At 44.5% G+C, this 22,020-nt stretch carries 16 protein-coding genes and 1 pseudogene; 11 read left to right on the plus strand and 6 right to left on the minus strand.

Annotation, left to right across the window (positions count from 1 at the left end):
- Positions 1-92 precede the first annotated feature (92 nt).
- The 3 genes from pdxT to ACSAZL_RS07305 form a co-directional block, all read right to left on the minus strand.
- Positions 93-692: a pyridoxal 5'-phosphate synthase glutaminase subunit PdxT gene (pdxT, locus tag ACSAZL_RS07295; RefSeq protein ID WP_440948039.1), complete on the minus strand. Its 600-nt coding sequence runs from the start codon at positions 690-692 to the stop codon at positions 93-95.
- Positions 693-958: 266 nt separating this feature from the next.
- Positions 959-1,855 carry a pyridoxal 5'-phosphate synthase lyase subunit PdxS gene (gene pdxS, locus ACSAZL_RS07300; RefSeq protein WP_440948040.1) on the minus strand — a complete coding sequence of 299 codons (897 nt, stop codon included), beginning with the start codon at positions 1,853-1,855 and terminating at the stop codon, positions 959-961.
- Between the two features lie 5 nt (positions 1,856-1,860).
- Positions 1,861-2,025, minus strand: a complete 165-nt coding sequence (locus ACSAZL_RS07305) for a hypothetical protein (RefSeq protein ID WP_440948041.1) — start codon at positions 2,023-2,025, stop codon at positions 1,861-1,863.
- 573 nt (positions 2,026-2,598) lie between these two features.
- Between ACSAZL_RS07305 and ACSAZL_RS07310 the strand changes: the two genes are divergently transcribed.
- Positions 2,599-4,176, plus strand: a complete 1,578-nt coding sequence (locus ACSAZL_RS07310; RefSeq protein WP_440948042.1) for an MAST domain-containing protein — start codon at positions 2,599-2,601, stop codon at positions 4,174-4,176.
- A gap of 181 nt (positions 4,177-4,357) precedes the next feature.
- Here ACSAZL_RS07310 and ACSAZL_RS07315 read toward each other — a convergent pair whose 3' ends face one another.
- On the minus strand, positions 4,358-5,335 hold the full coding sequence (locus tag ACSAZL_RS07315) for a phosphatase PAP2 family protein (RefSeq protein WP_440948043.1): 978 nt from the start codon (positions 5,333-5,335) through the stop codon (positions 4,358-4,360).
- Positions 5,336-5,633: 298 nt separating this feature from the next.
- Here ACSAZL_RS07315 and ACSAZL_RS07320 point away from each other — a divergent pair, with 298 nt between their 5' ends.
- The 4 genes from ACSAZL_RS07320 to ACSAZL_RS07335 all read left to right on the plus strand — a co-directional run bounded on the left by ACSAZL_RS07320 (position 5,634) and on the right by ACSAZL_RS07335 (position 10,202).
- Positions 5,634-6,083, plus strand: a complete 450-nt coding sequence (locus ACSAZL_RS07320) for a hypothetical protein (RefSeq protein WP_440948044.1) — start codon at positions 5,634-5,636, stop codon at positions 6,081-6,083.
- A gap of 303 nt (positions 6,084-6,386) precedes the next feature.
- Positions 6,387-7,256 (plus strand): dienelactone hydrolase family protein, encoded by an 870-nt coding sequence (locus tag ACSAZL_RS07325; protein ID WP_440948045.1) that lies wholly within the window; start codon positions 6,387-6,389, stop codon positions 7,254-7,256.
- A 272-nt stretch (positions 7,257-7,528) separates the two neighbouring features.
- Positions 7,529-8,581 (plus strand): metal-dependent hydrolase, encoded by a 1,053-nt coding sequence (locus tag ACSAZL_RS07330; RefSeq protein WP_440948046.1) that lies wholly within the window; start codon positions 7,529-7,531, stop codon positions 8,579-8,581.
- A 430-nt stretch (positions 8,582-9,011) separates the two neighbouring features.
- The gene (locus ACSAZL_RS07335; RefSeq protein WP_440948047.1) at positions 9,012-10,202 is read left to right on the plus strand and encodes a metal-dependent hydrolase; all 1,191 of its coding nucleotides are present in this window, start codon (positions 9,012-9,014) and stop codon (positions 10,200-10,202) included.
- Between the two features lie 210 nt (positions 10,203-10,412).
- Here the strand turns inward: ACSAZL_RS07335 and ACSAZL_RS07340 are convergent, their stop codons facing one another.
- Positions 10,413-11,024: a superoxide dismutase gene (locus ACSAZL_RS07340; protein ID WP_440948048.1), complete on the minus strand. Its 612-nt coding sequence runs from the start codon at positions 11,022-11,024 to the stop codon at positions 10,413-10,415.
- Positions 11,025-12,049: 1,025 nt separating this feature from the next.
- Between ACSAZL_RS07340 and ACSAZL_RS07345 the strand changes: the two genes are divergently transcribed.
- The 6 genes and pseudogenes from ACSAZL_RS07345 (at position 12,050) to ACSAZL_RS07370 (ending at position 19,197) form a co-directional block, all read left to right on the plus strand.
- The gene (locus tag ACSAZL_RS07345; protein WP_440948049.1) at positions 12,050-12,508 is read left to right on the plus strand and encodes an ester cyclase; all 459 of its coding nucleotides are present in this window, start codon (positions 12,050-12,052) and stop codon (positions 12,506-12,508) included.
- 359 nt (positions 12,509-12,867) lie between these two features.
- Positions 12,868-13,863: pseudogene (locus ACSAZL_RS07350) on the plus strand (glycosidase).
- A 431-nt stretch (positions 13,864-14,294) separates the two neighbouring features.
- Positions 14,295-16,727 carry a plasma-membrane proton-efflux P-type ATPase gene (locus tag ACSAZL_RS07355; RefSeq protein WP_440948050.1) on the plus strand — a complete coding sequence of 811 codons (2,433 nt, stop codon included), beginning with the start codon at positions 14,295-14,297 and terminating at the stop codon, positions 16,725-16,727.
- A gap of 32 nt (positions 16,728-16,759) precedes the next feature.
- Positions 16,760-17,779: a glycosidase gene (locus tag ACSAZL_RS07360; protein ID WP_440948798.1), complete on the plus strand. Its 1,020-nt coding sequence runs from the start codon at positions 16,760-16,762 to the stop codon at positions 17,777-17,779.
- Between the two features lie 250 nt (positions 17,780-18,029).
- Positions 18,030-18,290, plus strand: a complete 261-nt coding sequence (locus ACSAZL_RS07365; protein ID WP_440948051.1) for a hypothetical protein — start codon at positions 18,030-18,032, stop codon at positions 18,288-18,290.
- A gap of 625 nt (positions 18,291-18,915) precedes the next feature.
- Positions 18,916-19,197, plus strand: a complete 282-nt coding sequence (locus tag ACSAZL_RS07370) for a MarR family transcriptional regulator (RefSeq protein WP_440948052.1) — start codon at positions 18,916-18,918, stop codon at positions 19,195-19,197.
- 466 nt (positions 19,198-19,663) lie between these two features.
- On the opposite strand, the gene ACSAZL_RS07375 is transcribed toward ACSAZL_RS07370, so the two are convergent.
- The gene (locus tag ACSAZL_RS07375) at positions 19,664-22,006 is read right to left on the minus strand and encodes an Orn/Lys/Arg decarboxylase N-terminal domain-containing protein (RefSeq protein ID WP_440948053.1); all 2,343 of its coding nucleotides are present in this window, start codon (positions 22,004-22,006) and stop codon (positions 19,664-19,666) included.
- Positions 22,007-22,020: the final 14 nt, after the last annotated feature.

The raw sequence follows: 22,020 nt of genomic DNA on the forward strand, positions 1-22,020 counted from the left end.
GAGGGTACATAGACAGGAGAAGGAAAAGAGATAAAAGAAATATGGAGTAAGCCGCCGGAAACAAAACCGCAAACCTGCCCCTTATGCCCCCCTTAACAGTTGAATATTTTATCCAGGAAATACTGGTGGATGCGCAAATCATCGGTTAGTTCCGGGTGGAACGCAAGAGCCAGCACATTTCCCTGCTCCGCAGCAATAATCATATCTTCAAGCCTGGAAAGTACGCGCACACCAGGCCCGCAACTCACGATTCCCGGAGCCCGGATGAACACACCGGTAAAAGGAGAGTCAAGAATAGCCACATCAAGCTCCGCCTCAAAGGAATCCCTCTGCCTCCCAAATGCGTTCCTGTTGACTCTGGTATCCATAATCCCGAGCAGTTCCTGCCCTGTTTTTTCTACCTGCCTGTCTCCTTCCTTTGCAAGCACGATCAGCCCCGCGCAGGTCCCGAGAATCGGAACTCCCCTCGCAGCCGCCTCCTTTATCTCCTCTGCAATTCCTTCACGCGCAAGCAGCCGGCAGAGTGTCGTACTCTCCCCGCCGGGAATCACAATCCCACTGCACTCCGGAACAATCCCTCTGTGCTTTATCTCAACGACCTCAGCCTCAACCCCTCTCTCCGCAAGGGCTCTCCTCAAAGCATCAACATGCTCAGAAACCGCTCCCTGAATAGCGATTACACCTATCTTCATGAAAAACACCATTTTCCGGAATTAATCCTCTATTTCTTGAATCAAAAACCCTGAAAAAATAAATTGATTTTATTCTTACAAACCTGCAAGAATATATCTGTTTTAAAAAAAATTGAATTTTAGCCTCTTGGAAGAAGCTAATTTCTATAACCCTTAAATTAGTCCGCTTCAACCAAAACTCACTTCTAAGACCCATAAATTAGTCCTCTTGAGCGAGCGGAGCGAGTGAAAAGGACACCGTCCTCCTGAGACGGGACTCGGGCGGGTTACCATCCGCGTTCCTGAAGGGCTTCCTGGATAGGGATCATATCTGCGCTGATGCCTTTCATGCCTGCACCCACGCCTTTTGATATCTCCGCAAGTTTTACAGGGTTGTCATAGTTGTTTACGGCTTCGACGACTGCTTTTGCCATCCTTTCAGGGTTTTCGGCTTTGAAAATGCCTGAGCCTACAAAAACCCCGTCTGCACCAAGGCGCATCATAAGCGCGGCATCGGCAGGAGTGGCAACTCCGCCGGCTGCAAAGTTCACGACAGGCAGGCGCTGCATTTTGGAGGTTTCGACCACAAGTTCGATCGGGGCTTCTATTTCCCTTGCAACCATTATCAGTTCTTCTTTGGTCTTGCCTGCAAGAGCCCGGATTTCACCCTGGATCTGCTTCATGTGTTTAACTGCCTGGCTGACATCACCTGTTCCGGCTTCTCCTTTTGTCCGGATCATGGCTGCTCCTTCGTTAATCCTGCGGAGAGCTTCTCCGAGGTTCCTCGCTCCGCAGACAAAGGGCACAGTAAACTGGGTTTTGTCTATGTGATAGAAAGGATCGGCAGGAGTAAGGACTTCGGACTCATCCACCATGTCAACGCCGAGAGCCTCTAAGATTTCGGCTTCGACAAAGTGTCCGATCCTTGCTTTTGCCATAACAGGGATGGTGACCGTATCAATGATCTGCTGGACGATTTCGGGATCTGCCATACGGGCGACCCCACCTGCCTTTCTGATATCTGCAGGGACAGCCTGAAGGGCCATAACAGCAACTGCTCCGGCTTCTTCTGCGATCCTGGCCTGTTCGGGAGTTGTAACGTCCATGATCACACCCCCCTTCTGCATCCGTGCAAAGCCCCTTTTGATAAGTTCGGTCCCATGTCTCAATTTTTCAAAGTCCATGAATGTCATCCTCTTTGTTTTGATAAGATTTCTAAGATATTGTCGTGGGAAATCTTTTCCACAGGTGAAAAGGCTGTAAGGTCCTTTCCACAAGTTGCAACCAGCAGGCTGCGGTTTTCAGTATGCTGTTTCTCCAGTAAATTGTGAATACGCTCAATAGTTAAAAGCATTATTTAAGCTATTCCTTACTTGCAGAGTACAGTATAAATTAACTTGCGATGATATAAAAATTTTTATTTTTTGTCCTGGGAGTGGATATTTTTAATAATTATCCTGTTTCTCCGGTCGTTTATCCCGAACAGAGTCCGGAGCCTCAATGAAATTCTTTGCAATCATATCAAAAAGTACATTTATAAGTTAACTTTTCGGTTTGACCTGAAGATCTCAGTTCTCATATAATTTCAATCTTCATAATATATCCTGTAAGATTTGATATGATCCCTGAGCCGGAACACAGGAATAAAATCCGAATCTCCTACGCTCAATTCTCCAATATAAAGTTTTTGTAAACTGCCGGAGAGATGAGATGGAAAGCTCTTTTCAAGAAAGGGAAAATGCTCTTTTAATTCATTTATATTTCATACAGGACATTCGAGGGAATTTCATGAAAAATCATGAAAAAATAATTATAAGATGTGCTAAATCATCATATAAGGGTATTTTTTTTCCCGAATAGTTCCGGATTTCAGGCGCTTACTAATTTCAGATACGGACTATTTACTTACGTAAGGGGGAATTCGAAAATGAAGATTAAACATCTGGAAGTATCATTGTTATGTGCATTTTTGCTTACCGCCCTTATCGCATTACCGGCATATGCCCAGATGGGACCTGGAGGCAATTCAGGTGGAGGCAATTCGGGTGCAGGAATGGGCAATGGAATGATGATGCAGGGTTACGGTTTTTCGCAGTATGACGGCAGGTTTAATGGCTTTGGGTCAATGACCTTTGAAGAAGCCGCAGACACCTTCGGGATTCCGGTTGAAGACGCGATCTCTGACCTTGAGCTTCCGGAAGATATGGACACGCAGCTCACCATTCTGGAGATTGAAGAGCGGTATGGAGTTTCAGGACAGGAAATTGCCAGTTACATGGTAATGAATATGCAGCAGCTGAATATGACCCTTAACCCGAGGGAGAGGCTCCTGATGCGTCAGGAAGCAGTTCAGGCAATGCGAGCCGGTAGAGGCTACGGGATGTATTTCATGCGGCAGGGAAATTTTGCCTACGGGAACTTTACCACTTTTAACTTCAATGAAAGCGGGGCAATAGAAAACTTTGCTGTAGGAGGAGACCTGCTCTTTGATTCGGTTGAGATATCGGACTTTGAGTACCTTGACGAACAGGTAACTGAAACGACAGCCTTTTACCAGGGTGTTGACAGCCAGATCCTGATTCAGGATTCCCCTATGGGGGTCTTCCAGGTAAGGGCTCTTGCAGACAAAACCGTTACTTACAATCTTGCAGAGGGGGTAACGGCAAGCCTGGAAGAAAACATTTCCAGCGGACTTGAGAATGCAATTCCCATAAAAATTACTTCAGGCAATTTCGAGGGATACCTGTTGTTTTTCAGGAACCCCCTTGCCGAAAATCCCAATGCGTCTATTAACGGGACTGAAGCGGAAATCTCAGGCGATAAGATCACAGTCAAACTTGTAAAAGATAGTGTGGCAATGTTCAGAGCAAGTCCGATGCAGCCTTCATTGATGCAGACCGGATACAGGTACAGTAATAATTATACCTACATGAATCAGGTGCTTAACGGGGAAATAGCAACCGGAAGATTCGGAGCTGAGATAGCTCTCCGTGCAGGTTCGGATTACGCTCCGGTCACAAGCTATGCCCCTGTCGGCCTGCAAGTGAGGGACCGGGATCGGGACCGCATTGTCCTTAATGTTGAATCCGAACTTCCAGATGGAAGAGTCATTTATGTAAATGTAGACAATGAGACCATTAACCTGACCAATCCCGACCGCCTGAGGCTCAGATATGACGGCACGGTAATTGAAGAAGCTGACAACATTGACGAACTCTTTGCAGGGGGAAGCACCCCTCTCTGCTACAGGCAATACGAAAACGGGACAGCTTCAATTGCAGTATATATTCCGCAGTTTTCGGAACATGAGATTATAATAGACCTTGAACCCGAAGGGGAAGAAGGTTCAGAAGATCTCGAAACGGCCCAGGATGAAGAGGACATGGAAACCGGAGAGCCCATAGCTCAGGACGAAGAAGAGGAAACAGAATCTTCTCCAGCTTTTGAGTTAGGGTTTGCAGTTACAGGTCTGGCAGTAGCATACAGGCTGAAACACAGGAAATAAAAACTCAGTACCATGAGTTCTGTATCAGGAGTCGGAAAATCCCATCCCTGAAAGGTTGAGATTTTATTCTTGGCTCCTGATTTATCACTATTTTTCATTCTGACTCGTAAGGCATTATTCACTATACCGAGTCTTTCAAACAGGATCACAAAAATTACAGTTCTCTCAATTTACAGGGCTTTTAACATTCTTCGGACTGTTTTTCGATCCCAGGATAGCTTTCGATTGCTTCTTCTCTTCCGTACAGGTCAGGCTTTGTACAGAGACCTGCAGAGACCCATATGGTAAGCGCAGGGATGAAGGCTTTTAAAAATTCTATGAGGGTAGCTCCAAGGGAACTGGCAGTACCCACTGTGGTAAATCCGAGATCAAGAACAAAGGTGGATACCCCGAAAAGCATTAGTGCGATAAAAACCCGTGTAGCTCGCTGTCCTGCATCTCCGGTATCTTCCGGGAGCCCTTTTCGTATTATGAGGAGATATGCCGTGTTCGCGCCAAGGAAAAAGCCTGTTACTTCGCCGCTTACAAGGGACAGGGCTCCGAGCAGGACAGGGACTACAAACATAATGGAGTAAATAAAGAGATTTTTCTGCCTGAAAACAGGCTCAAAGCTCTCCTTTTTGAAAAATTCCTCTTTCAAAGGGCTTTTAAGGAAATGCGTAAAGGCGATCAGGATAACTAAACCCAGGACAGCTCCCCCCAGGACATCACCCAGAAAATGCCTCCCCAGGTACATTCTTGAAAAAGCCACGAGCAGCATTGCTGCAGGAGCCAGCCTGCTGACTGTCCTGCTATTGAAGACGCAGGATGTCCCTCCCCAGAGCACGGTGGTAAGTGCGACATGCCCCGAAGGGAAGCCGAAGGGAGAATCGGGGAGTGGTTCTTGAAGGCGGAAAGCCTCAAGGACTTCCCTGTCCGGTAGTTTGAAAAAGCCTGTTTCTCCGTTTACATCAAAAGGCGAGGTATTTTTGATTCCATATTCCAGGTTGAGGACCCTGTTGTCTACAAAATCTGGCCTTGGAAAGGCTATCAGAGCCTTGAAGGTCTCGGTAATAAGGGCAGTCCAGAGCAGCAGCTGGAACAGGAGAAAACCTTTCTTGAAATCAATCCCGAAAGTGGTGATGATTATTATGCCGGCAAAAAAGGCAGCAGATCCCATTGAAGTTATTAAAACCATGAGGTAAGTAAACCATTCGGTCCCGAGGGACTGAAAGTAAAGTATGGGTTCTGTCTAAAACAAGGGATTTGTCTCCTGCTTAAATGCTTGCCTGAAGACATGTATCCGGCTCTATCCAGAAAGCTGGGAAACTGCAAAAAGTTTATGTCAAATCTGGTATTTGACTCACTTATCCATTATGAAAAATTAATAAAAATGTGAAAAAAATATTTATGATTGTGAGGGCAATAATGGGATTAGATTTCATTCGTAACCAGATTGTAACATCAAGGTTGATTGCTTGAAGCTGAACCAGATAGACGACACCCGAAAAAAAAGAGCGGTTATCATTTTCCTTGCCGCCATTATTTTCATCTCGGTCAAGGGGTTTTTGTCCCCTGTTGCAGGTGTTGGTTTTGTCCTCCAGAAAGAAGTTGTCGGAGTTGGGGAGGGAGAGAGGACTGTCATTTTCCAGAGCGGCCCGGAAGGGGTCCTGATTCAGGATGCAGCCTGCGGAGATCTGCTCCCTGAAAGTGAAAAACTCCAGATCAATGAGTCTGTAGAAACCAAACTTAAAACCATGTATCCGGAAATCGAGTATGTAGTCCGAATGCGGCTCTGTGTCGAGGACGAAGTCAGGGAATACAGGGCAAGCAGGGAGGATTTCAACATGCTGGAGGTAGGCAGGGTGGCCAAGTTCAGGGTTTACCGCTCCGAAAGGGACGTTATCGAGAGGATAGTCGAAATGTAAGCTCTGCAGCCGGAGCCTGTTGTTAAAGTATTTTTTAGATTTGTCTCCCTGTTTTCTTTTTCCCCTGTTTTCTCTGTCCTTTTCTATTTTTCTCTTTCGCGGAAAATTTCGTTCCTTCAGTTTTATATCCCGTGACATATAATTTTTCCTCTATTCAATATATACCGGGGATAATGAGTTCTTGTAATATCTACCCTGATGTTCGGTATTTCTGGAGATTTGATGTCCCTGAACATTGGAGATTCCAGTAATTCAATATCACGGAATACATTATTTCCGGCATCTGCAAGCTTGAGGGGTTATATGAAATTTGTGAAAACACTATTCTTGCTTTTGCTTATAGTATGCCTTATCGGCATTTCAGGCTGCACGGGTTCGAAAGATTCCGAACCTGAAGTCCCTGTGCCCGATTCTCCTGAACCCAGTCCCGATGTCCCGGATGTTCCCAGAGCGGCAGGGAACACTTCAACTGAAATTCTGAACGAGACTGTTAATATCACAGGTGAAAGCCAGGCTTACCCAACTTATACGGTTGCTCCGGCTGCAGAGGGAAAATATCCGGCTGTGGTGCTGATCCACTCCTTTAACGGCTTTGAACCCGGATACCAGGAGATGGTGGACAGGATGGCGGCAGACGGGTTTGTTGTGGTTGCTCCGCAATGGCAGACCTATTCCCGCTCACCTCCGGATTCAGAAGTGGAGGCCCTTGTCAGAAGCAGTGTAAGTTACCTGGAAGGAAGGGACGATGTTGATCCTGAAAAACTTGGCCTTACCGGTTTTTGTGCGGGCGGCAGGTATACCATGCTTTTCCTGCCCCAGGTAGAGGAGTTCGGGTCCGGAGTTGCCTGGTATGGTTTTCCTTACACAGGCGGGACCGATACCCAGCCTTATGAGCCTGCAAACCTGACAGCCCAGCTTGAGGCCCCGATCCTTATCATTCACGGGACCAGGGATGAGGTGAGCAATGTCTCAGATATCTACAGATACGCCGGCGAACTGGATGCAGCGGACAAATATTTCGAGCTGAAAGTTTACCAGGGAGAACCTCACGGCTTCATGATCAAAGACGGAGAACTTTCCGAAAGTTTCGTTGCACAGGACGCATATGATGAGATGATTGATTTCTTTGACAGGACACTGAATTCCGGGACAATGAATAATTCGTCTCAGTGACCTGAGAAAGCACTATCCTTCTCATCAATTCATTTTTTTATAAAAACAGCATTTCAGTCCATTTTATTGTAATAGGGATATATATTTTTCCTGCATCTCTGGAATTCTGCCTGTATCTCTGAATTTATCTTTTAACATGTTGCTTTTTATTTTACATTATTGCCGGAAGTAGAGGTAACTTTGCAATTTCCGAATACGATTTTTCAAAAAAGCAATATATATTTAATCCATAATATTAAAATAAAAAATGTTCTTGCCCGGAACATGGACTTATGGTAAACACACTTTCTCACCTGGGGATAGGTTTTCTGATTGCACTGGCTCTGGGCCTTAGAGGAAAGAAACTGAATACTGTAGCTTTTCTCTCCGTGCTCCCTGATCTGGACGTTATCCCGTATTCATTGTTTCTCGCTGTCAGCAGCAGCCTGACCCATGAGTCCCGGAACCAGCTTTTCTACCTGTTCGGACACAGGGAGTTCACGCACTCAATTCTTTTCATTGCTCTGGTTACACTTTTAATCTGGACAAAAACGAAAGACTGGATTTTTACCTGCGGAGGATTTCAGTCCATTTTTCTCCATGTTTATCTCGACTATGTCACAACCTGGAAAATGCGCCCTCTTTATCCGTTCAGCACAGACTCGTCCATTATAGGGGCAGTTTATTTTTATGACCCCCTGCTGAATTTGCTTCCACTCCTGCCCCTCTTCATCGTAATTGCAGGGAATTTGAAACACAGGGGAAGGCTAAACGGCAGATACAACAACTCTTACGTTTATATATGTAAGAATGCCGATAAACTCTATGCTTCATTGATCCTTGTACTCCTTGTCTGGCTCGCTTTTATGCCAGTTTCAAAAGCCTTCCTCATCAATCATATTTCCTGGATAGAAGAAGCCGAAATAAGTTACCAGAATACCTATCCTGAAGCCACAGGCAGGTTCCTGACCGCATACTCTTTTAATTCTACTCATTACAAGGTTCTGGAAGTTAGCTACCTGTCAGGAATAGAGAAGAGCAAATACGTTGAAAAAATATCGGTAAATGGGGACATCCCTGATGCTTCTGCCTATATTGAAAGAGCCGAGAAGCTCTACAGTGCTGGTCTTCCTCAGGAAATCGACTACCCGGTTTATGTGGTTTCCGAAGACTACGGCTCTGTAACGGTAACCCTGAGTGATGCAAGAAACCCTTATGTTGAAAACTGGGCTTATTTTTACTCGGTTTACAGGTTTACTTTTGACAAAAGAAGTGAGGAGTATCATGTTTACGCAAGTGTCCAGGGAGGGGCGGAAGAGAAGCTTAATGGAAACTGGTTCGGGTGATCCTTTTCAGGTGATCCTTTTCAGATAATCCTTTTCGATGATCTTTTTCAGATAATCCTTTCGATGATCTTTTTCAGATGATATTTTAAGCGACACTTCTTGAGAGATTTTCTTTAGACGAATTTTTTGAGTAATTTTCTAGATGATCTCTTTTAAATGATTCCTCAGTTTTCAGGATGAGAATGAACAGCATAAACAGCTTCCAAGTTACATTTTATCTTTTTTCCAGACAAAATAGTAATTATCCTTCAATTTATATAATAAGAGCCAAGTATACAGGAGAAGAGCACATAGTACTGGAATTTCTCTATCTAAAGTACTTTAGAACTGAAGTGCTTTTAGAAGAACTGAAGTGATTCCAGAAATATAGTTTCCTTAACCTTATTCGTTAACATACCGCTAATAATACTGAATAATTCACGGTAGATTCATGGTAAACACAATTTCCCATATTGGAATCGGTCTGCTTCTTGCCCATGTACTGGGCTTAAAAGGGAAGAAGAAGCTTGGTCTGGTTCTCCTTTCTGTAATCCCCGACCTGGACTATTTCAGCTATTCGCTCTTTGCGCTCATTAGCGGAAGCGTAAGTCACGAGGTGCGAAACCAGCTATTCTATCTGCTGGGGCACAGGGAATTTACTCATTCTATTTTTTTTGCCTTTCTCGTAGCACTCCTGATCTGGCTCAGAACCAAAGACAGGGCTTTTGCATTCGGAGGGTTTCAGGCGCTTTTCCTGCATATCCTTCTGGATTATACTACGATCGCGAAAATGCGTCCCTTCTATCCGTTCAGCACAAATGAGTCCGCCCTTAGAGCCCTCTATCCTTTCGACCCCGTAATAAATATCATACCCCTGCTGCCTGTCTTCATAGTGGCTGCGGAATATCTGAAAAACAGGGGCAAATGGAGTCTTGAAACCGGAGACAAATGGAATCTTAAAAGCAAGGGATGGCCTTTCGAAGGCAGGGACAGCTGGAGCTTTAAAAGCGGAAACAGCCTTAAAAACAGAGACGTATTGAACAGAAAATTAAGCGGGCTGAAAAAATTAAATGGACTAAAAGGGTTCCATGGTTTTGTAAACAGGCATGAAGGCAAATTCTATGCCTCTTTCATCATAGTCCTTCTTGCCTGGACCACAATATTCCCTGTTGCAAAAATCCTCCTGATAGATAGCATTTCCCGGGAAGAAGGGACCGAGATCAGCTACAAAGATACCTACCCGATATCGATTGGCAAATTCCTGGCAGCATATTCGTATGATGACACCCTGTATAAACTCTTGGAAGTCAGATACTGGTCAGGAGTCGAAAAAAACTTCTACGTCAAGAAAGTAACCGTGACCGGGGATATCCCGGATGCCTCCGCCTATGCCGAAAGAGCCGGAAAGCTCTACAGCAACTCAGTGCCTCAGGCGATCGACTACCCTGTATATTCGGTTTCGGAAAAAGATGGGGAGGTAACCGTGATTTTGAGCGATGCCAGAAACCCTTACGTTAAAAATTGGCCTTATTTTGATACGGTTTACAGGTTTGTTTTTGATAGGGAAAGCGGGGAATACGAGGTATATGAGAGCCACTACGGAAGAGCAGAAAAGAAGCTTGACAAAAACTATTTTGAGTGATTGAGAGAAAGAAATAAGATACAGGGAAACAGAATACAGGGGAACAAGACACTGGGAATAAGATATAAGAAAACAGGATTCCTGAAAAAAATCATTTCAATAAAATTCCAATAAAAAAGTATCATTCCCGCTTACATGTCATTTAAAAAAGTGTAAGGAATAACATAACTATGCTAGCCAACATAATTATGTCGAAAAATGTCTTTTCAATTATTTCTGAATCTTTTTGAAGTACTTGTCGAGTTCTTCCCAGTCGATTATGTTCCAGAACCCTTCTATGAATTTGCCTCTATCATTCTTGTAATCGATGTAGTAGGCGTGTTCCCAGACATCCAGGTCCATAATGATCGGGAAATCAGGGACCAGGTTTACGTTATGCTTTTCTATCTGTACGATCCCAAGCCTTTTGGTGTCATTGCAGAAAGTTAAGGCTGCCCAGCCGGAGCCTTCGACACTTGATGCGACCTGGGAAAATTCTTTTTTAAACCTTTCAAAACTTCCGAAATCTTCCTTAATCGCTTCAGCAAATTCGCCGACAGGCTCTTTGCTTGCGTTGCTTGCAGGAGTCATCTCCCACCAGAAGAAGTCGTGAAGGACGTGCCCGCTCAGATTGAAAGACAGAGCCTTTGCAGTTGCCTTATAATCAAAATCCGTGCCTTCTTTTCTGGCTTTTTCCATCATTTCCAGAAGGGCGTTAGTGTTGTTCACATAACCCTGATGGTGTTTGTCGTGATGTATGCGCAGCTGTTCTTCGGAAATGTAAGGTTCAAGGTCTGCGTATCCGTATTTCAATGGTGGTAACTTATACAATTCTTTAGCCATATTATCTACCCTCTTTACAATCAACTGGTTTCACAGAATTTGCTCAGAATCGGAATATAGTCCGAATAGATCCGAATATAATTTGAATAGAATTTGAATAGAATCTGAGCAGAATCTGAATAGAATCCGAGTGGAATCCAAATAGACCTGAACAGAACCTGAAAGACGTCTGAACAGAATTTAAATGGAATCAACAGAGTCTACGCCTTCCAGTCAGAAATTCAATTACAAATCCCGCCTGCTAACCAGTTTTCCCCTAAATTATGCTAACAGAGGCCTGTCTTTCAAACTACCCTGTCACAAATTACTCAATCCCAGAATATTCTGCGCTGTATCTTTTCAAATACAAAGCAAATACATATCGAATTACCATCTGGCAATTCTAAATGTAAAATATAATTATACCTCAAACCTATTTAAAGGTAAAAGACGAAAACAATGAGATATTTTGAAGACGTTTATTCAAGGTTTTACTAAAACGTTTATATCGCATTTACCAAACCGTTTGCCTATTCGTCAAACCGTCTGCCTATAATTGTTTGCCCGTAATTATTTGTTCCTTCTTCTGCAGGCGGACACAGAAAATTCATTTCATTTTTTGCTACCTTCTATTTTCCCAGTTTACTGAAAGTACCTTCCATTTGATATTGATTTTTGGAGTTACCACCAGAAAAGAAGGACCTTTAGGAAAAATAGAAAAATTTGGATTGAATAAAATCAAACTACAACAATAGCTCTAAGTAGAAGAATATAATTAATAGTAATATTTAAAAAATGGTCAATATAAAATAACGGATACCTGTAAAGGATATTTGTTAAGGATACCCGTAAAGGATATTTGTTAAGGATATCCGTAAAGGATATTTGTTAAGGATACTTGTTAACGGATACTGTTAACGGATACTGTTAACGGATACTTGTTGATTCCTCGTTTTTCCGAGCCAGGCTTTGTCAGTTTTTGGATTTTATGCATTTTTTGGAGCAAAGCCGAAAATGAGGATTTAATTGACAAACAGTTATAAATAATGGGTGATGGGGAGAGAATTGAATTGACAGTTGAGGAAAACCTGGAATTGATGATTACGCTGGACGATGCATGGAATTCACAGGATTGGGACACATTCGGGAAACGTCATGCTGAAGAGGTTGCTGTTTACTGGCCGGGTCAGCCGGAGCCGACAAGAGGAAGAAAATCACATCACGAAGAAGCGGTACAATTTTTCAAAACATTTCCGGACAATCATGTTGAGAATAGGCCGTATAAGGTGCTTTTTGGTCAGGGAGACTGGACCTGTTCAGTAGCTACGTTCACAGGCACCATGAAGGGGCCCATGATGGGAACTGATGGAAAAGAAATTCCACCCACAAACAGGAAGTTTAAAGTGGAATTTTGTACAGTTGCTCACTGGAAAGACGGGGAAATCGTTGAAGAGAGGCTTTTCTACGACCTTGTCGGGCTGATGAAGCAGATCGGACTCATGTGAACGAAAAGAAACAATCGTTTTTCAAGTTGAAAAATTCCGGGCTGTGGGGGCAGCCCGCCAAGTTTCAACGCAGATCTTTCGGATCGAGGCAGAAACATATCGTATCGTGCTTATTTTTGATCTCCGGTACGTAAGTCCTGATATTCATGAACGGGACTTCAAAAGTATGCAAAGATGAGGCAATAGTTGCGGTTATAATCGTTTTTTCAAAACGTACAGCTATTTAATAATTTAGCTCTAATAAATATACGTGAGCGGGGTCAAGCCTTGAAAAAGGAATTGCGTGTACCGCCTTTAATGAAGAAATAAAATATGATCTGGAAGGAGGGAGTAATACGACCTGGGTAAATCATGGGGAGTTGTTTGTAAGGCATAAGAAAAATCCTATACTTACGATTGAAGACTGGCCGTATCATGCTAATGCAGTTTTTAACCCTGCAGCTGCCATAGTCGACGATAAGACACTATTGCTGGTGCGGGTTGAAGACCACAGAGGTTTTTCTCACCTTACAATAGCCAGGAGTGAGAACGGGATTGACGGCTGGGAAATTGATCCTCAACCAACCCTGGTCCCGGATCCTGCAAACTATCCTGAGGAAATATACGGCATTGAAGACCCGCGTATAACTTACATAGAGGAGATGGGAAAATGGGCTATAGCTTATACGGCTTTTACGGATTCGGGTCCTTTAGCTTCTCTTGCCTTCACGGAGGATTTTCGTAATTTTGAGAGAATAGGGGCCATAATGCCGCCTGAAAATAAAGATGCTGCTATTTTTCCTGTCAGATTTAACGGCTAGTGGGCCCTGTTACACAGGCCAGTATCCGGCATGACAGGTACAAAGACAAACATCTGGATCTCTTTTTCTCCGGACATGAAATACTGGGGCGGGCATCAGGTCCTTCTCTATGCCCGGGAAGGAGGATGGTGGGATGCCCATAAGATAGGTTTATCTCCGCATCCGATGCGTGTGCCTGACGGATGGTTGATTATGTACTATGGCGCACGCCGGACAACAGATAAAACAAGTTATCGGCTTGGGCTCGCCCTCCTTGATCCTCAAGACCCGAGAAAAGTCCTCCGCAGGTCAGAAGGCTGGGTTTTCGGGCCCCGGGAACTCTACGAACGCAGTGGAGACGTCAACGATGTCATTTTGCCCTGCGGCTGGGTCTTAGTGGGCGATGAGATCCGAATTTATTACGGAAGTGCAGAAGTATCTGTCTCCATGGCCAGTGCAAAAATAGACGATATTCTGGAATATATCCGCGGGTGCCCTGAGGAACATTATACCGATGAATATTGCAGCTGGTTTGGAAGAAATGCGGAGAAGTCTACTGATACAAAAAAAGGATAATTTAAAATTAGATTGCGTGGGCAGTTAATGAAATTCTCAGATAGAAATTTGATCTTCAAGTTCAGATCCAGGCTATTCAAAGCCGGTCAAACGGGGAGAGTTCTCCATTTAAACAGATTTGATCAGACCGTGCTTTGGAAAAATATTCTCTCTCAAGAAAATTCAATGGCAAAGGGTTTTTCTGTGTTAGAGAGAACGCTGAACTCCTTTTTCTCTTTCATTTTTTACGAATTTTTTATGAATATTATTGTGGGGAAGAGGAACAGGGCTGACTTAAGGTTCATTGTCAAGAGTTTTCCATTATACGTAAGCTCCGGGGTTTCTTAGTCAACATGAAGTAAATTCAATAATCGATATAATTCGGCATATTTCGGCATTGTAAGCATTTTGGATATTTTTGATTAAGGAGAAATCATGGGTTGGGGGTATTTATGAAAGAAAAAGTGGAACTCAAGGTTGATGAAATAAAGGATTCACCTGCAAGCGAAATCATAAAAAAACTTGATTCCAGTGACAAGGGACTTTCTTCATCGGAAGCTGAGAGTCGAATTGAGCAATATGGTTATAATGAACTTTACGAAAAGAGGGTTAGCCCGCTTAGAAAATTTTTCGGTTATTTCTGGGGTCCCATTCCCTGGATGATTGAAATTGCAGCTGTAATTTCAGCTTTTATCCATCGATGGGAAGACTTCGTGATAATTTCCCTGCTCCTGCTCTTAAACGGGGTTGTGGGGTTCTGGCAGGAAAACAAAGCCGACAATGCCATCGAACTCCTTAAGCAGAAAATGGCCCTTAATGCCAGAGTGCTCAGAGGAGGGGAATGGACCGAGATACCTGCACGGGAACTGGTCCCCGGAGATGTGGTCCGTGTACGTTCGGGAGATGTTGTGCCTGCAGACCTTAAGCTCTTTGAAGGAGACTATCTGCAGGTAGATGAATCAGCTCTCACAGGGGAATCTCTGCCTGTAGAAAAAAAATCCGATGATGTTGCCTATTCGGGATCCGTTATCCAGAAAGGGGAGATGAACGCCCTTGTTGTGGCTACGGGTATGAATACCTATTTTGGAGAGACAACCAAACTGGTAGCTGAGATTCGGACCAGGAGCCACTTCCAAAAAGCGGTCCTCAAAATCGGAGACTACCTGATAGTCCTTGCAGCCTGCATTGTTGCGATCGTTCTAATTATAGAGTTTTTTTTCAGACACACTGCTTTTCTGGAAACCCTCCAGTTTGCCCTTGTGCTGATAGTAGCTGCAATTCCTGCAGCCCTTCCTGCCGTAATGTCCGTTTCAATGGCTGTGGGAGCCACCGAACTCGCAAACAAGGGAGCCATTGTCAGCAAGCTGGTCTCCATAGAGGAAATGGCCGGAATGGATGTCCTGTGTTCCGATAAAACCGGTACAATCACCCAGAATAAGCTAAAGTTGTCCGAATTTGCGCCTTTCGGAAATTTTAAAGAAAGTGACCTCCTGCTCTACGGCTCCCTGGCCTCAAGGGAGGAGGACAACGACCCGATTGATAATGCAATCCTTCTGAAGGCGAAAGCTGAAGAATCGATTAAAGAAAAAATAGATACTTATGAAATCGAGGAGTTCACGCCGTTTGACCCCGTCATAAAGCACACCGAAGCTACGGTTGAAGGACCCGAGGGGAAGTTTAAAGTTGCTAAAGGTGCGCCCCAGGTTATTCTGGACATGTCGGGTGATAAAGAAGAAATAGGACAGGAAGTAAATGAAAAAGTAGATTCTCTGGCTTCAAAGGGGTATCGTGCTCTGGGAGTATGTGTGGAAGAGAACGGAAAATACAGGTTTGCAGGACTTCTGGGACTTTATGATCCCCCGCATGAGGACTCTGCGGAGACCATAAAGACGGCAAACTCCCTTAGCGTGAACGTGAAAATGGTAACCGGGGACCATATCGCCATTGCTAAGGAGATAGCAAGCCAGGTAGGCCTGGGCACGAACATAATTACGGCTGATGATTTCGTAGAAAAATCCGATTCCGAAGCTCAGGAAGTTGTGGAAAAAGCAGACGGGTTTGCTCAGGTCTTTCCCGAGCACAAATACAGAATTGTCGACCTCCTTCAGAAGGAGGAACATATTGTTGGCATGACAGGCGATGGAGTAAACGATGTCCCTGCCCTGAAAATGGCTGATGCGGGAATTGCCGTTTCAGGGGCTACGGATGCTGCAAAATCCGCTGCAGACATCGTGTTTACAATATCAGGCCTCTCGATCATTATTAACGCGATAAAAGAAAGCCGCAGGATATTCCAGAGGATGAAAAGTTATTCTATCTATAGAATTGCCGAAACCGTCCGGGTGCTTTTTTTTATTGCCACTTCAATAATCGTATTTAATTTCTATCCCGTAACCGCTGTAATGATTGTTTTACTTGCCATTCTCAATGATGCCCCTATAATGACTATTGCATATGATAATGTGAAATATTCCCTGAAACCGGAAAAATGGCACATGCAAGAAGTCGTGAGAGTTTCCACATTTCTGGGAATCATAGGTGTGATCGCTTCGTTCCTGATATACTATATCGGAGCCAGGGTTCTTTACCTCAGTCCGGGGGTACTGCAGTCTTTTATCTTCCTGAAACTTGCCGTAGCCGGGCATCTGACCATATTTGTTGCCCGCACCAGGGGACATTTCTGGTCTCCTCCTCCGGGAAAGCTCCTTTTCTGGTCTGCAGTGGTCACAAAAGTGCTGGCAACCCTTCTCGCAGTATATGGATTCTATGTGTCTGCCATAGGATGGAAACTGGCGATTTTTGTCTGGATCTATGCACTTGTGGCTTTTGTTATCACCGATTATTTGAAAGTGGGCTTTTATAAGCTAATGGACCGCAGAGGATGATTTTCTATCTGGAATGAAAGTGGGGGGATAATATTATCTGGAAGGACCAAGGAGAATTGTTTGTAAGGCACAAGAAAAATCCTATACTTACGATTGAAGACTGGCCGTATCAGGCTAATTCGGTTTTTAACCCTGCAGCTGCCATAGTTGACGGCAAAATACTATTGCTGGTGCGTGTCGAAGATCATAGAGGCATTTCTCACCTTACGGTAGCCAGGAGTAATAATGGAATTAATGGCTGGGAGATCGACCCCGAACCGACCTTTGTCCCGGATCCTATCAATTATCCTGAAGAGATATACGGCATTGAAGACCCGCGCATAACCTACATTGATGAGCTGGGGAAGTGGGCTGTAGTGTATACAGCTTTTTCGGACTCCGGCCCTTTGCCGGCTATTGCCTTTACAGAGGATTTCCGCAATTTTGAGAGAATGGGTCCTGCCCTGCCCCCTGAAAATAAAGACGCTGCCCTTTTTCCTGTAAGATTTAATGGGAAATGGGCAATGATACACAGGCCCGTACCTGCTATTCACAGTATGAAGGCGAATATGTGGATCTCCTTTTCTAGAGAAATGGAAGCCTGGGGAGGGCATCAGGTCCTTCTCTATGCCCGGGAAGGAGGATGGTGGGATGCCTATAAGGTAGGTTTATGCCCGCAGCCGATACATGTACCCGACGGCTGGTTAATTATGTACCATGGAGTGCGCCCGACAACGCCGACAATAAGTTATCGGCTTGGGCTTGCTCTCCTTGACCTTGAAGACCCGAGAAAAGTCCTCCGCAGGTCTGAAGGCTGGGTTTTCGGGCCTCTCAAACTCTACGAACGCAGCGGAGATGTCAATTATGTTGTTTTCCCCTGCGGATGGGTTGTGGTGAAGGACGAACTTCGCATTTATTACGGAAGTGCGGATACGTCCGTCTCAATGGCCAGCGCAAAAATGAGCGATGTCCTGGAATATGTCCGTGAGTGTCCTGAAGAACAGTGTCCTGAAGAGTACTGCAGATTTTTTGAGGGGAACAGGAGAAGGTTCACCGGTCCGAAAAGAGGCTAAATATAGAATCCGGGGTTGGCATTATTTTATTAAAGTTTCAGGTCCGGGGTAGAGGGTTCATGCGCCGGACTCAGCAAAAGGGCTGGCTTTGAAAGTTGAGAAAAAAGCATCATGTATAATTTCTGAATTTTGCCTTTATAAATCCCGGGTTTTTAGAATTATTCTTAGTTAACTTTAAGCTCAAGTTTGTTCGGCTCCCTAAGGCTTTATTTAATCAGGTAAGGATAGTTATTACATCCATTGTATATTTATGACTTGTAGTGCGTATATCATGACAATAATATATCCTGATATCAAACCCTGGAGCAGGTCTTTTGAGGAGTATGCGGGGATGTTTAGCCTGACTCCTGCAATCTCAAGCGAAAAATTCTGGGTTGCGGGGACGGCCCTGCAAGCTTTAACGCAGAACTTACGGAGCGCGGCGGAAATATCGTATCCGTCGACCCTGTTTACTCTTTCAGCGCTGACCAGATCCGAGAGAGGATCGGGGAAACCCGTGATTACGTACTAGACCAGACCCGGAAAAACTAGGATAGGTATGTCTGATAGGAAATCGGCCCGGTTGAGGAGCTTGAAAGGATAAGGATATCAGCGATGGCGGAATTTCTGGAAGATTTTTCTAATGACATGGTGCCGAAGCGATATCTGAAGGGTGAACTGCCCTCGCTGCCTTTCCGTGATACAGCGTTCGATCCGGCCATGTGCTCGCATTATAAGGATAACTGTCGCCGGATGTTCATCTTAACTCGTTGACGGAATTGTGCAGGATTTCAAAAAAATCAGAATATTTCCGCTGCCGGGCATAAACGACAGCCGGTCCCCATATGCGGACCCGGTAATTGATTTCTTTAGGTCCGAAAAACGAGAGGCAACAGAAGTAAAAGTAGCATACGAATTCCAGAAGGATGGGAAAAAAGATGATAAAAGTTGCTCAGACTTCGGGCGATTATTCGAATAAAAATTAGCCATGCATGGCAATTCTAATCACATACGTATGATAGAACGGTGAATCCAAATATTGATAGTGCATTGTATTGATTTCAACTCTATTCAATAAATAGATACATTTATAACTGTAGTTGGTTAATGAAACTGAGAATCACTTATAGAGAATAGCCACCTCTGAGATGATATCTATGGATTCAATGGAAAAAATATTTGGAAAAACCGCACAGATGACAGTACTTAAGAACCTGATCAAAAACCAGAACGAACCAACCTACCTTTCAGGAATAGCTGAGGAAACCGGGTTGTCTCATTCCAGCGTATCAAGGGTTATCACACCTTTGATCGAATCAGGCGTTATCCTGGAAAAACCCCTGGGAAAGCAAATCCGAACTTTCCAGCTGAACATGGAAAGCGAGGCAGCAACTTTAATAGTAGACTTTTATAATAAAATCAACCAGCTGGTAGAGTAAATCTGAATAAGAAGATCTTGGGAAGTTGACATTCAAAATTAGACAGACCTGCAGACCTTTCTTTGCAGGCGTAGATAGATATCGGACTTATGCAGTGCAGGTCCAGGATCTATCTATTACTTTTTTATGTTACAGCCGAACCCAAAAACTTAAAGTTTGTTTCTTGAGTTTCGTACTTGAATAATCAATCGAGTTTCGGATCATGGAATAATCGAGTTTCGGATCAGAGAATAATTGGATTTCGGATCAGAAAAGGCAGTTCCGAAATTTTGTTGATTTGAGGATAAAACCGGTTTTGAGATCAGATAACCGGCTTTGACTGTTATACCCTGTTTTATATAGAGAATTTCGAGAAACCGATTGTTTTAATTGATCGCTTATATACCCTCTAATCGGTTGCTTATATACCATTCACGAACGATCGGTCAAAAATTGGGTTTTCCGAAATCCCCTATAACTGGTTTTCTCACCTCTCCAGGCTTATTTCTGATTTTTTTATCAGTAAGGTTTTAAAATATTTATTCCCGTTTTCATCCGGAGCGGTCCTTTCGATGCCGTGAATATCGCTCTCATAACCAGGGAATTCATTCTCGAAATCCTGTCGGGCAATAAGGTAATTCAGGATATCTTCGGCATGATTGTCAAATATTTCTCCACCCATTATGACCGGAATTCCCGGGGGATAGGGGACCAGCATCACTCCAGCCGTTCGAGGCGTTGCCGCCTGGGGATCGATACAGCTCAGTTCTACGGATTCCACCTCCTGCTTTACAATGCTACGATAAGCTTCGGCAGGAATTAAATCATTCACAGGCCTGGCTTCAAAAGCCTTCAGCATTTTCTTCAGGAGATCATTACTTTTGATATAGTCATGCATTGCCTGGCAGTGATCTTTCAAGCTCTGGTCCTGATACTTCTCCGGGTATGTCGCAACCATGTCTGGGAATACGTCAGCCAGCGCCGCATTTGAATCGTACAGTTTCTTGAATTTAAAAAGTTCGGCCACCAGAGTACCCTGTTTTCCTTTGGTGGTGCCGGCCGAATTAAGTAAAAGCCAGGAGTAATAATCCGTTTTTTCACAAACAATGCCTTTGGCGATAAGGAAATTGGTAACAATCGCAGCCGGGATCCCGGTGCCGTCCATATCGCCGTTGATATCAATCCCCGGGCAGATAAAGATTAATTTGATCGGGTCCAGCATGGCATATTCATCTTTAACCGCAAAACCATGCCAGGTTGTTTCCCCGGGCTCCGCCGGCTTGATAGTCCAGTAATTCTGGTCTTTAGCCAGTTTTTCAATCGGAACCTCCGGTCTGCCCTCCTTATTCCGCTTGGCAATGCAAGGCGGCTGCCATATCTTGAAGAACCAGTCTTTTTGTCTGGCCAGATCCTCCTGAGCCCAGGCGATCTTCCGGCGAAGTTCTATAGCTTCCTTAATAATATCCTCAAATACGACAGAGCCGTTGTCAAGCATCATCTTGGTAGCCACTTCCAGCGAAGCCACCATCGAATACTGAGGGGAGGTGGAGCCGTGCATCATATATGATTCGTTAAACAGGTCGTGGAAGTTTTCCCGTGCCTCTGCCGAATTCCTGATGGACTCGGGCAATCTGACATGGATCATGGAAGCCTGTGAAAAAGCCGTTAGCAACTTATGGGTGGACTGGGAACAAAACAGCAGTTTATTTCCGGGAGGTAAAGACATCCCGTAATGTTTGTTATAAATTCCGTGGAATTTTGCGTAGGCATACCAGGCTTCGTCAAAATGAAGTACCTCCACGTTTTTAAGATGATCTTCAACGTAACCGGTGTTATAGCAAACGCCGTCGTATGTCGAATTGGTTAATGCCGCCATCTTATATGTTTTCTTCGAAGAGATGACACTGAAATCCACCGGCCCGACGATTCCGAGCCCATTGCGCAGGGGATGCATGTATTCCGGGTTGGCCCCGGTAATAATCATTGCATAGTTAAGCGATTTATGGCAATTGCGGTCCATGAGCGTTTGCTCACCCGGAGACACCTGACTCCGCCAGATGATTTGATTGGCTGTTGATGTTCCGTTCAGTACATAATACGTCCGGTCTGCCCCAAAAACTTTAGCGGAAAAGCTTTCTGCATCTCCCGTGACCCCGCTATGGTCCAGGAGTGAACCGAGCTCGGGAACGGAAATAGAAAGGTCTGCCCTCAGGACGTTTTCGCCAAAGAACTTATGTAAGGCAGTACCCGAGGGGCTGGTCAAAAACCCCTGTCCTCCCATATGGCCGGGCGTATGCCAGGCATATTTGTAGGTTTCGACATACTGGACCAGTTCCCTGAAGAAAGGCGGCAAAACAGTCTCGGTATAATCCTTCACCTGCCTTGCGATTCGCCCGGCCAGAAAACAGGGGGTATCGGTCAATTTCCATACAACTTCATTAATATTTTCCAGCACTTCATCAGGGATGCTTTCTATGGAGATCCGCCCGGTCAACAGGACAATCGGTATTGTTTTATTCCTTTTCCTGATGAAATCGACCAACACCTGAGCAGATCTGGTATTTTTCACTTTTTGTATTAAATATGCGTTTTTCTCATGCAGGTATCCCATTTCCGAGAGGTCCCAATCAATCACTATCGTGCCGAGGTCTTCCCTGGAACGAACGATGTCATGAGCGTCACCCAATCCATAAGAAGGCAAAATCGAGCAATCCTGCTGTTCGGTAAGGTCACGAAGGATTTCACGCAGCCACAGGCCCTGATCATTTTCTGCCTGAATTTGATCCGAGACGAATAGCACGGGCCACGATGCCATTTCCAATTTTCCCATGTTGTTTCCCCGAT

It is taken from the genome of Methanosarcina mangrovi, from assembly GCF_052057765.1.
In the GTDB taxonomy this organism is placed as follows: Archaea; Halobacteriota; Methanosarcinia; order Methanosarcinales; family Methanosarcinaceae; genus Methanosarcina.

What these genes read in the sequence shown, in the direction of transcription:
- ACSAZL_RS07365 (WP_440948051.1), top strand. Translation starts at nt 18,030, where the DNA reads ATGACTTGTAGTGCGTATATCATGACAATAATATATCCTGATATCAAA.
- ACSAZL_RS07315 (WP_440948043.1), bottom strand. Translation starts at nt 5,335, where the DNA reads ATGGGATCTGCTGCCTTTTTTGCCGGCATAATAATCATCACCACTTTC.
- ACSAZL_RS07370 (WP_440948052.1), top strand. Translation starts at nt 18,916, where the DNA reads ATGGATTCAATGGAAAAAATATTTGGAAAAACCGCACAGATGACAGTA.
- ACSAZL_RS07305 (WP_440948041.1), bottom strand. Translation starts at nt 2,025, where the DNA reads ATGCTTTTAACTATTGAGCGTATTCACAATTTACTGGAGAAACAGCAT.
- ACSAZL_RS07375 (WP_440948053.1), bottom strand. Translation starts at nt 22,006, where the DNA reads ATGGGAAAATTGGAAATGGCATCGTGGCCCGTGCTATTCGTCTCGGAT.
- ACSAZL_RS07355 (WP_440948050.1), top strand. Translation starts at nt 14,295, where the DNA reads ATGAAAGAAAAAGTGGAACTCAAGGTTGATGAAATAAAGGATTCACCT.
- pdxT (WP_440948039.1), bottom strand. Translation starts at nt 692, where the DNA reads ATGAAGATAGGTGTAATCGCTATTCAGGGAGCGGTTTCTGAGCATGTT.
- ACSAZL_RS07335 (WP_440948047.1), top strand. Translation starts at nt 9,012, where the DNA reads ATGGTAAACACAATTTCCCATATTGGAATCGGTCTGCTTCTTGCCCAT.
- ACSAZL_RS07340 (WP_440948048.1), bottom strand. Translation starts at nt 11,024, where the DNA reads ATGGCTAAAGAATTGTATAAGTTACCACCATTGAAATACGGATACGCA.
- ACSAZL_RS07310 (WP_440948042.1), top strand. Translation starts at nt 2,599, where the DNA reads ATGAAGATTAAACATCTGGAAGTATCATTGTTATGTGCATTTTTGCTT.
- pdxS (WP_440948040.1), bottom strand. Translation starts at nt 1,855, where the DNA reads ATGGACTTTGAAAAATTGAGACATGGGACCGAACTTATCAAAAGGGGC.
- ACSAZL_RS07325 (WP_440948045.1), top strand. Translation starts at nt 6,387, where the DNA reads ATGAAATTTGTGAAAACACTATTCTTGCTTTTGCTTATAGTATGCCTT.
- ACSAZL_RS07330 (WP_440948046.1), top strand. Translation starts at nt 7,529, where the DNA reads ATGGTAAACACACTTTCTCACCTGGGGATAGGTTTTCTGATTGCACTG.
- ACSAZL_RS07345 (WP_440948049.1), top strand. Translation starts at nt 12,050, where the DNA reads ATGGGTGATGGGGAGAGAATTGAATTGACAGTTGAGGAAAACCTGGAA.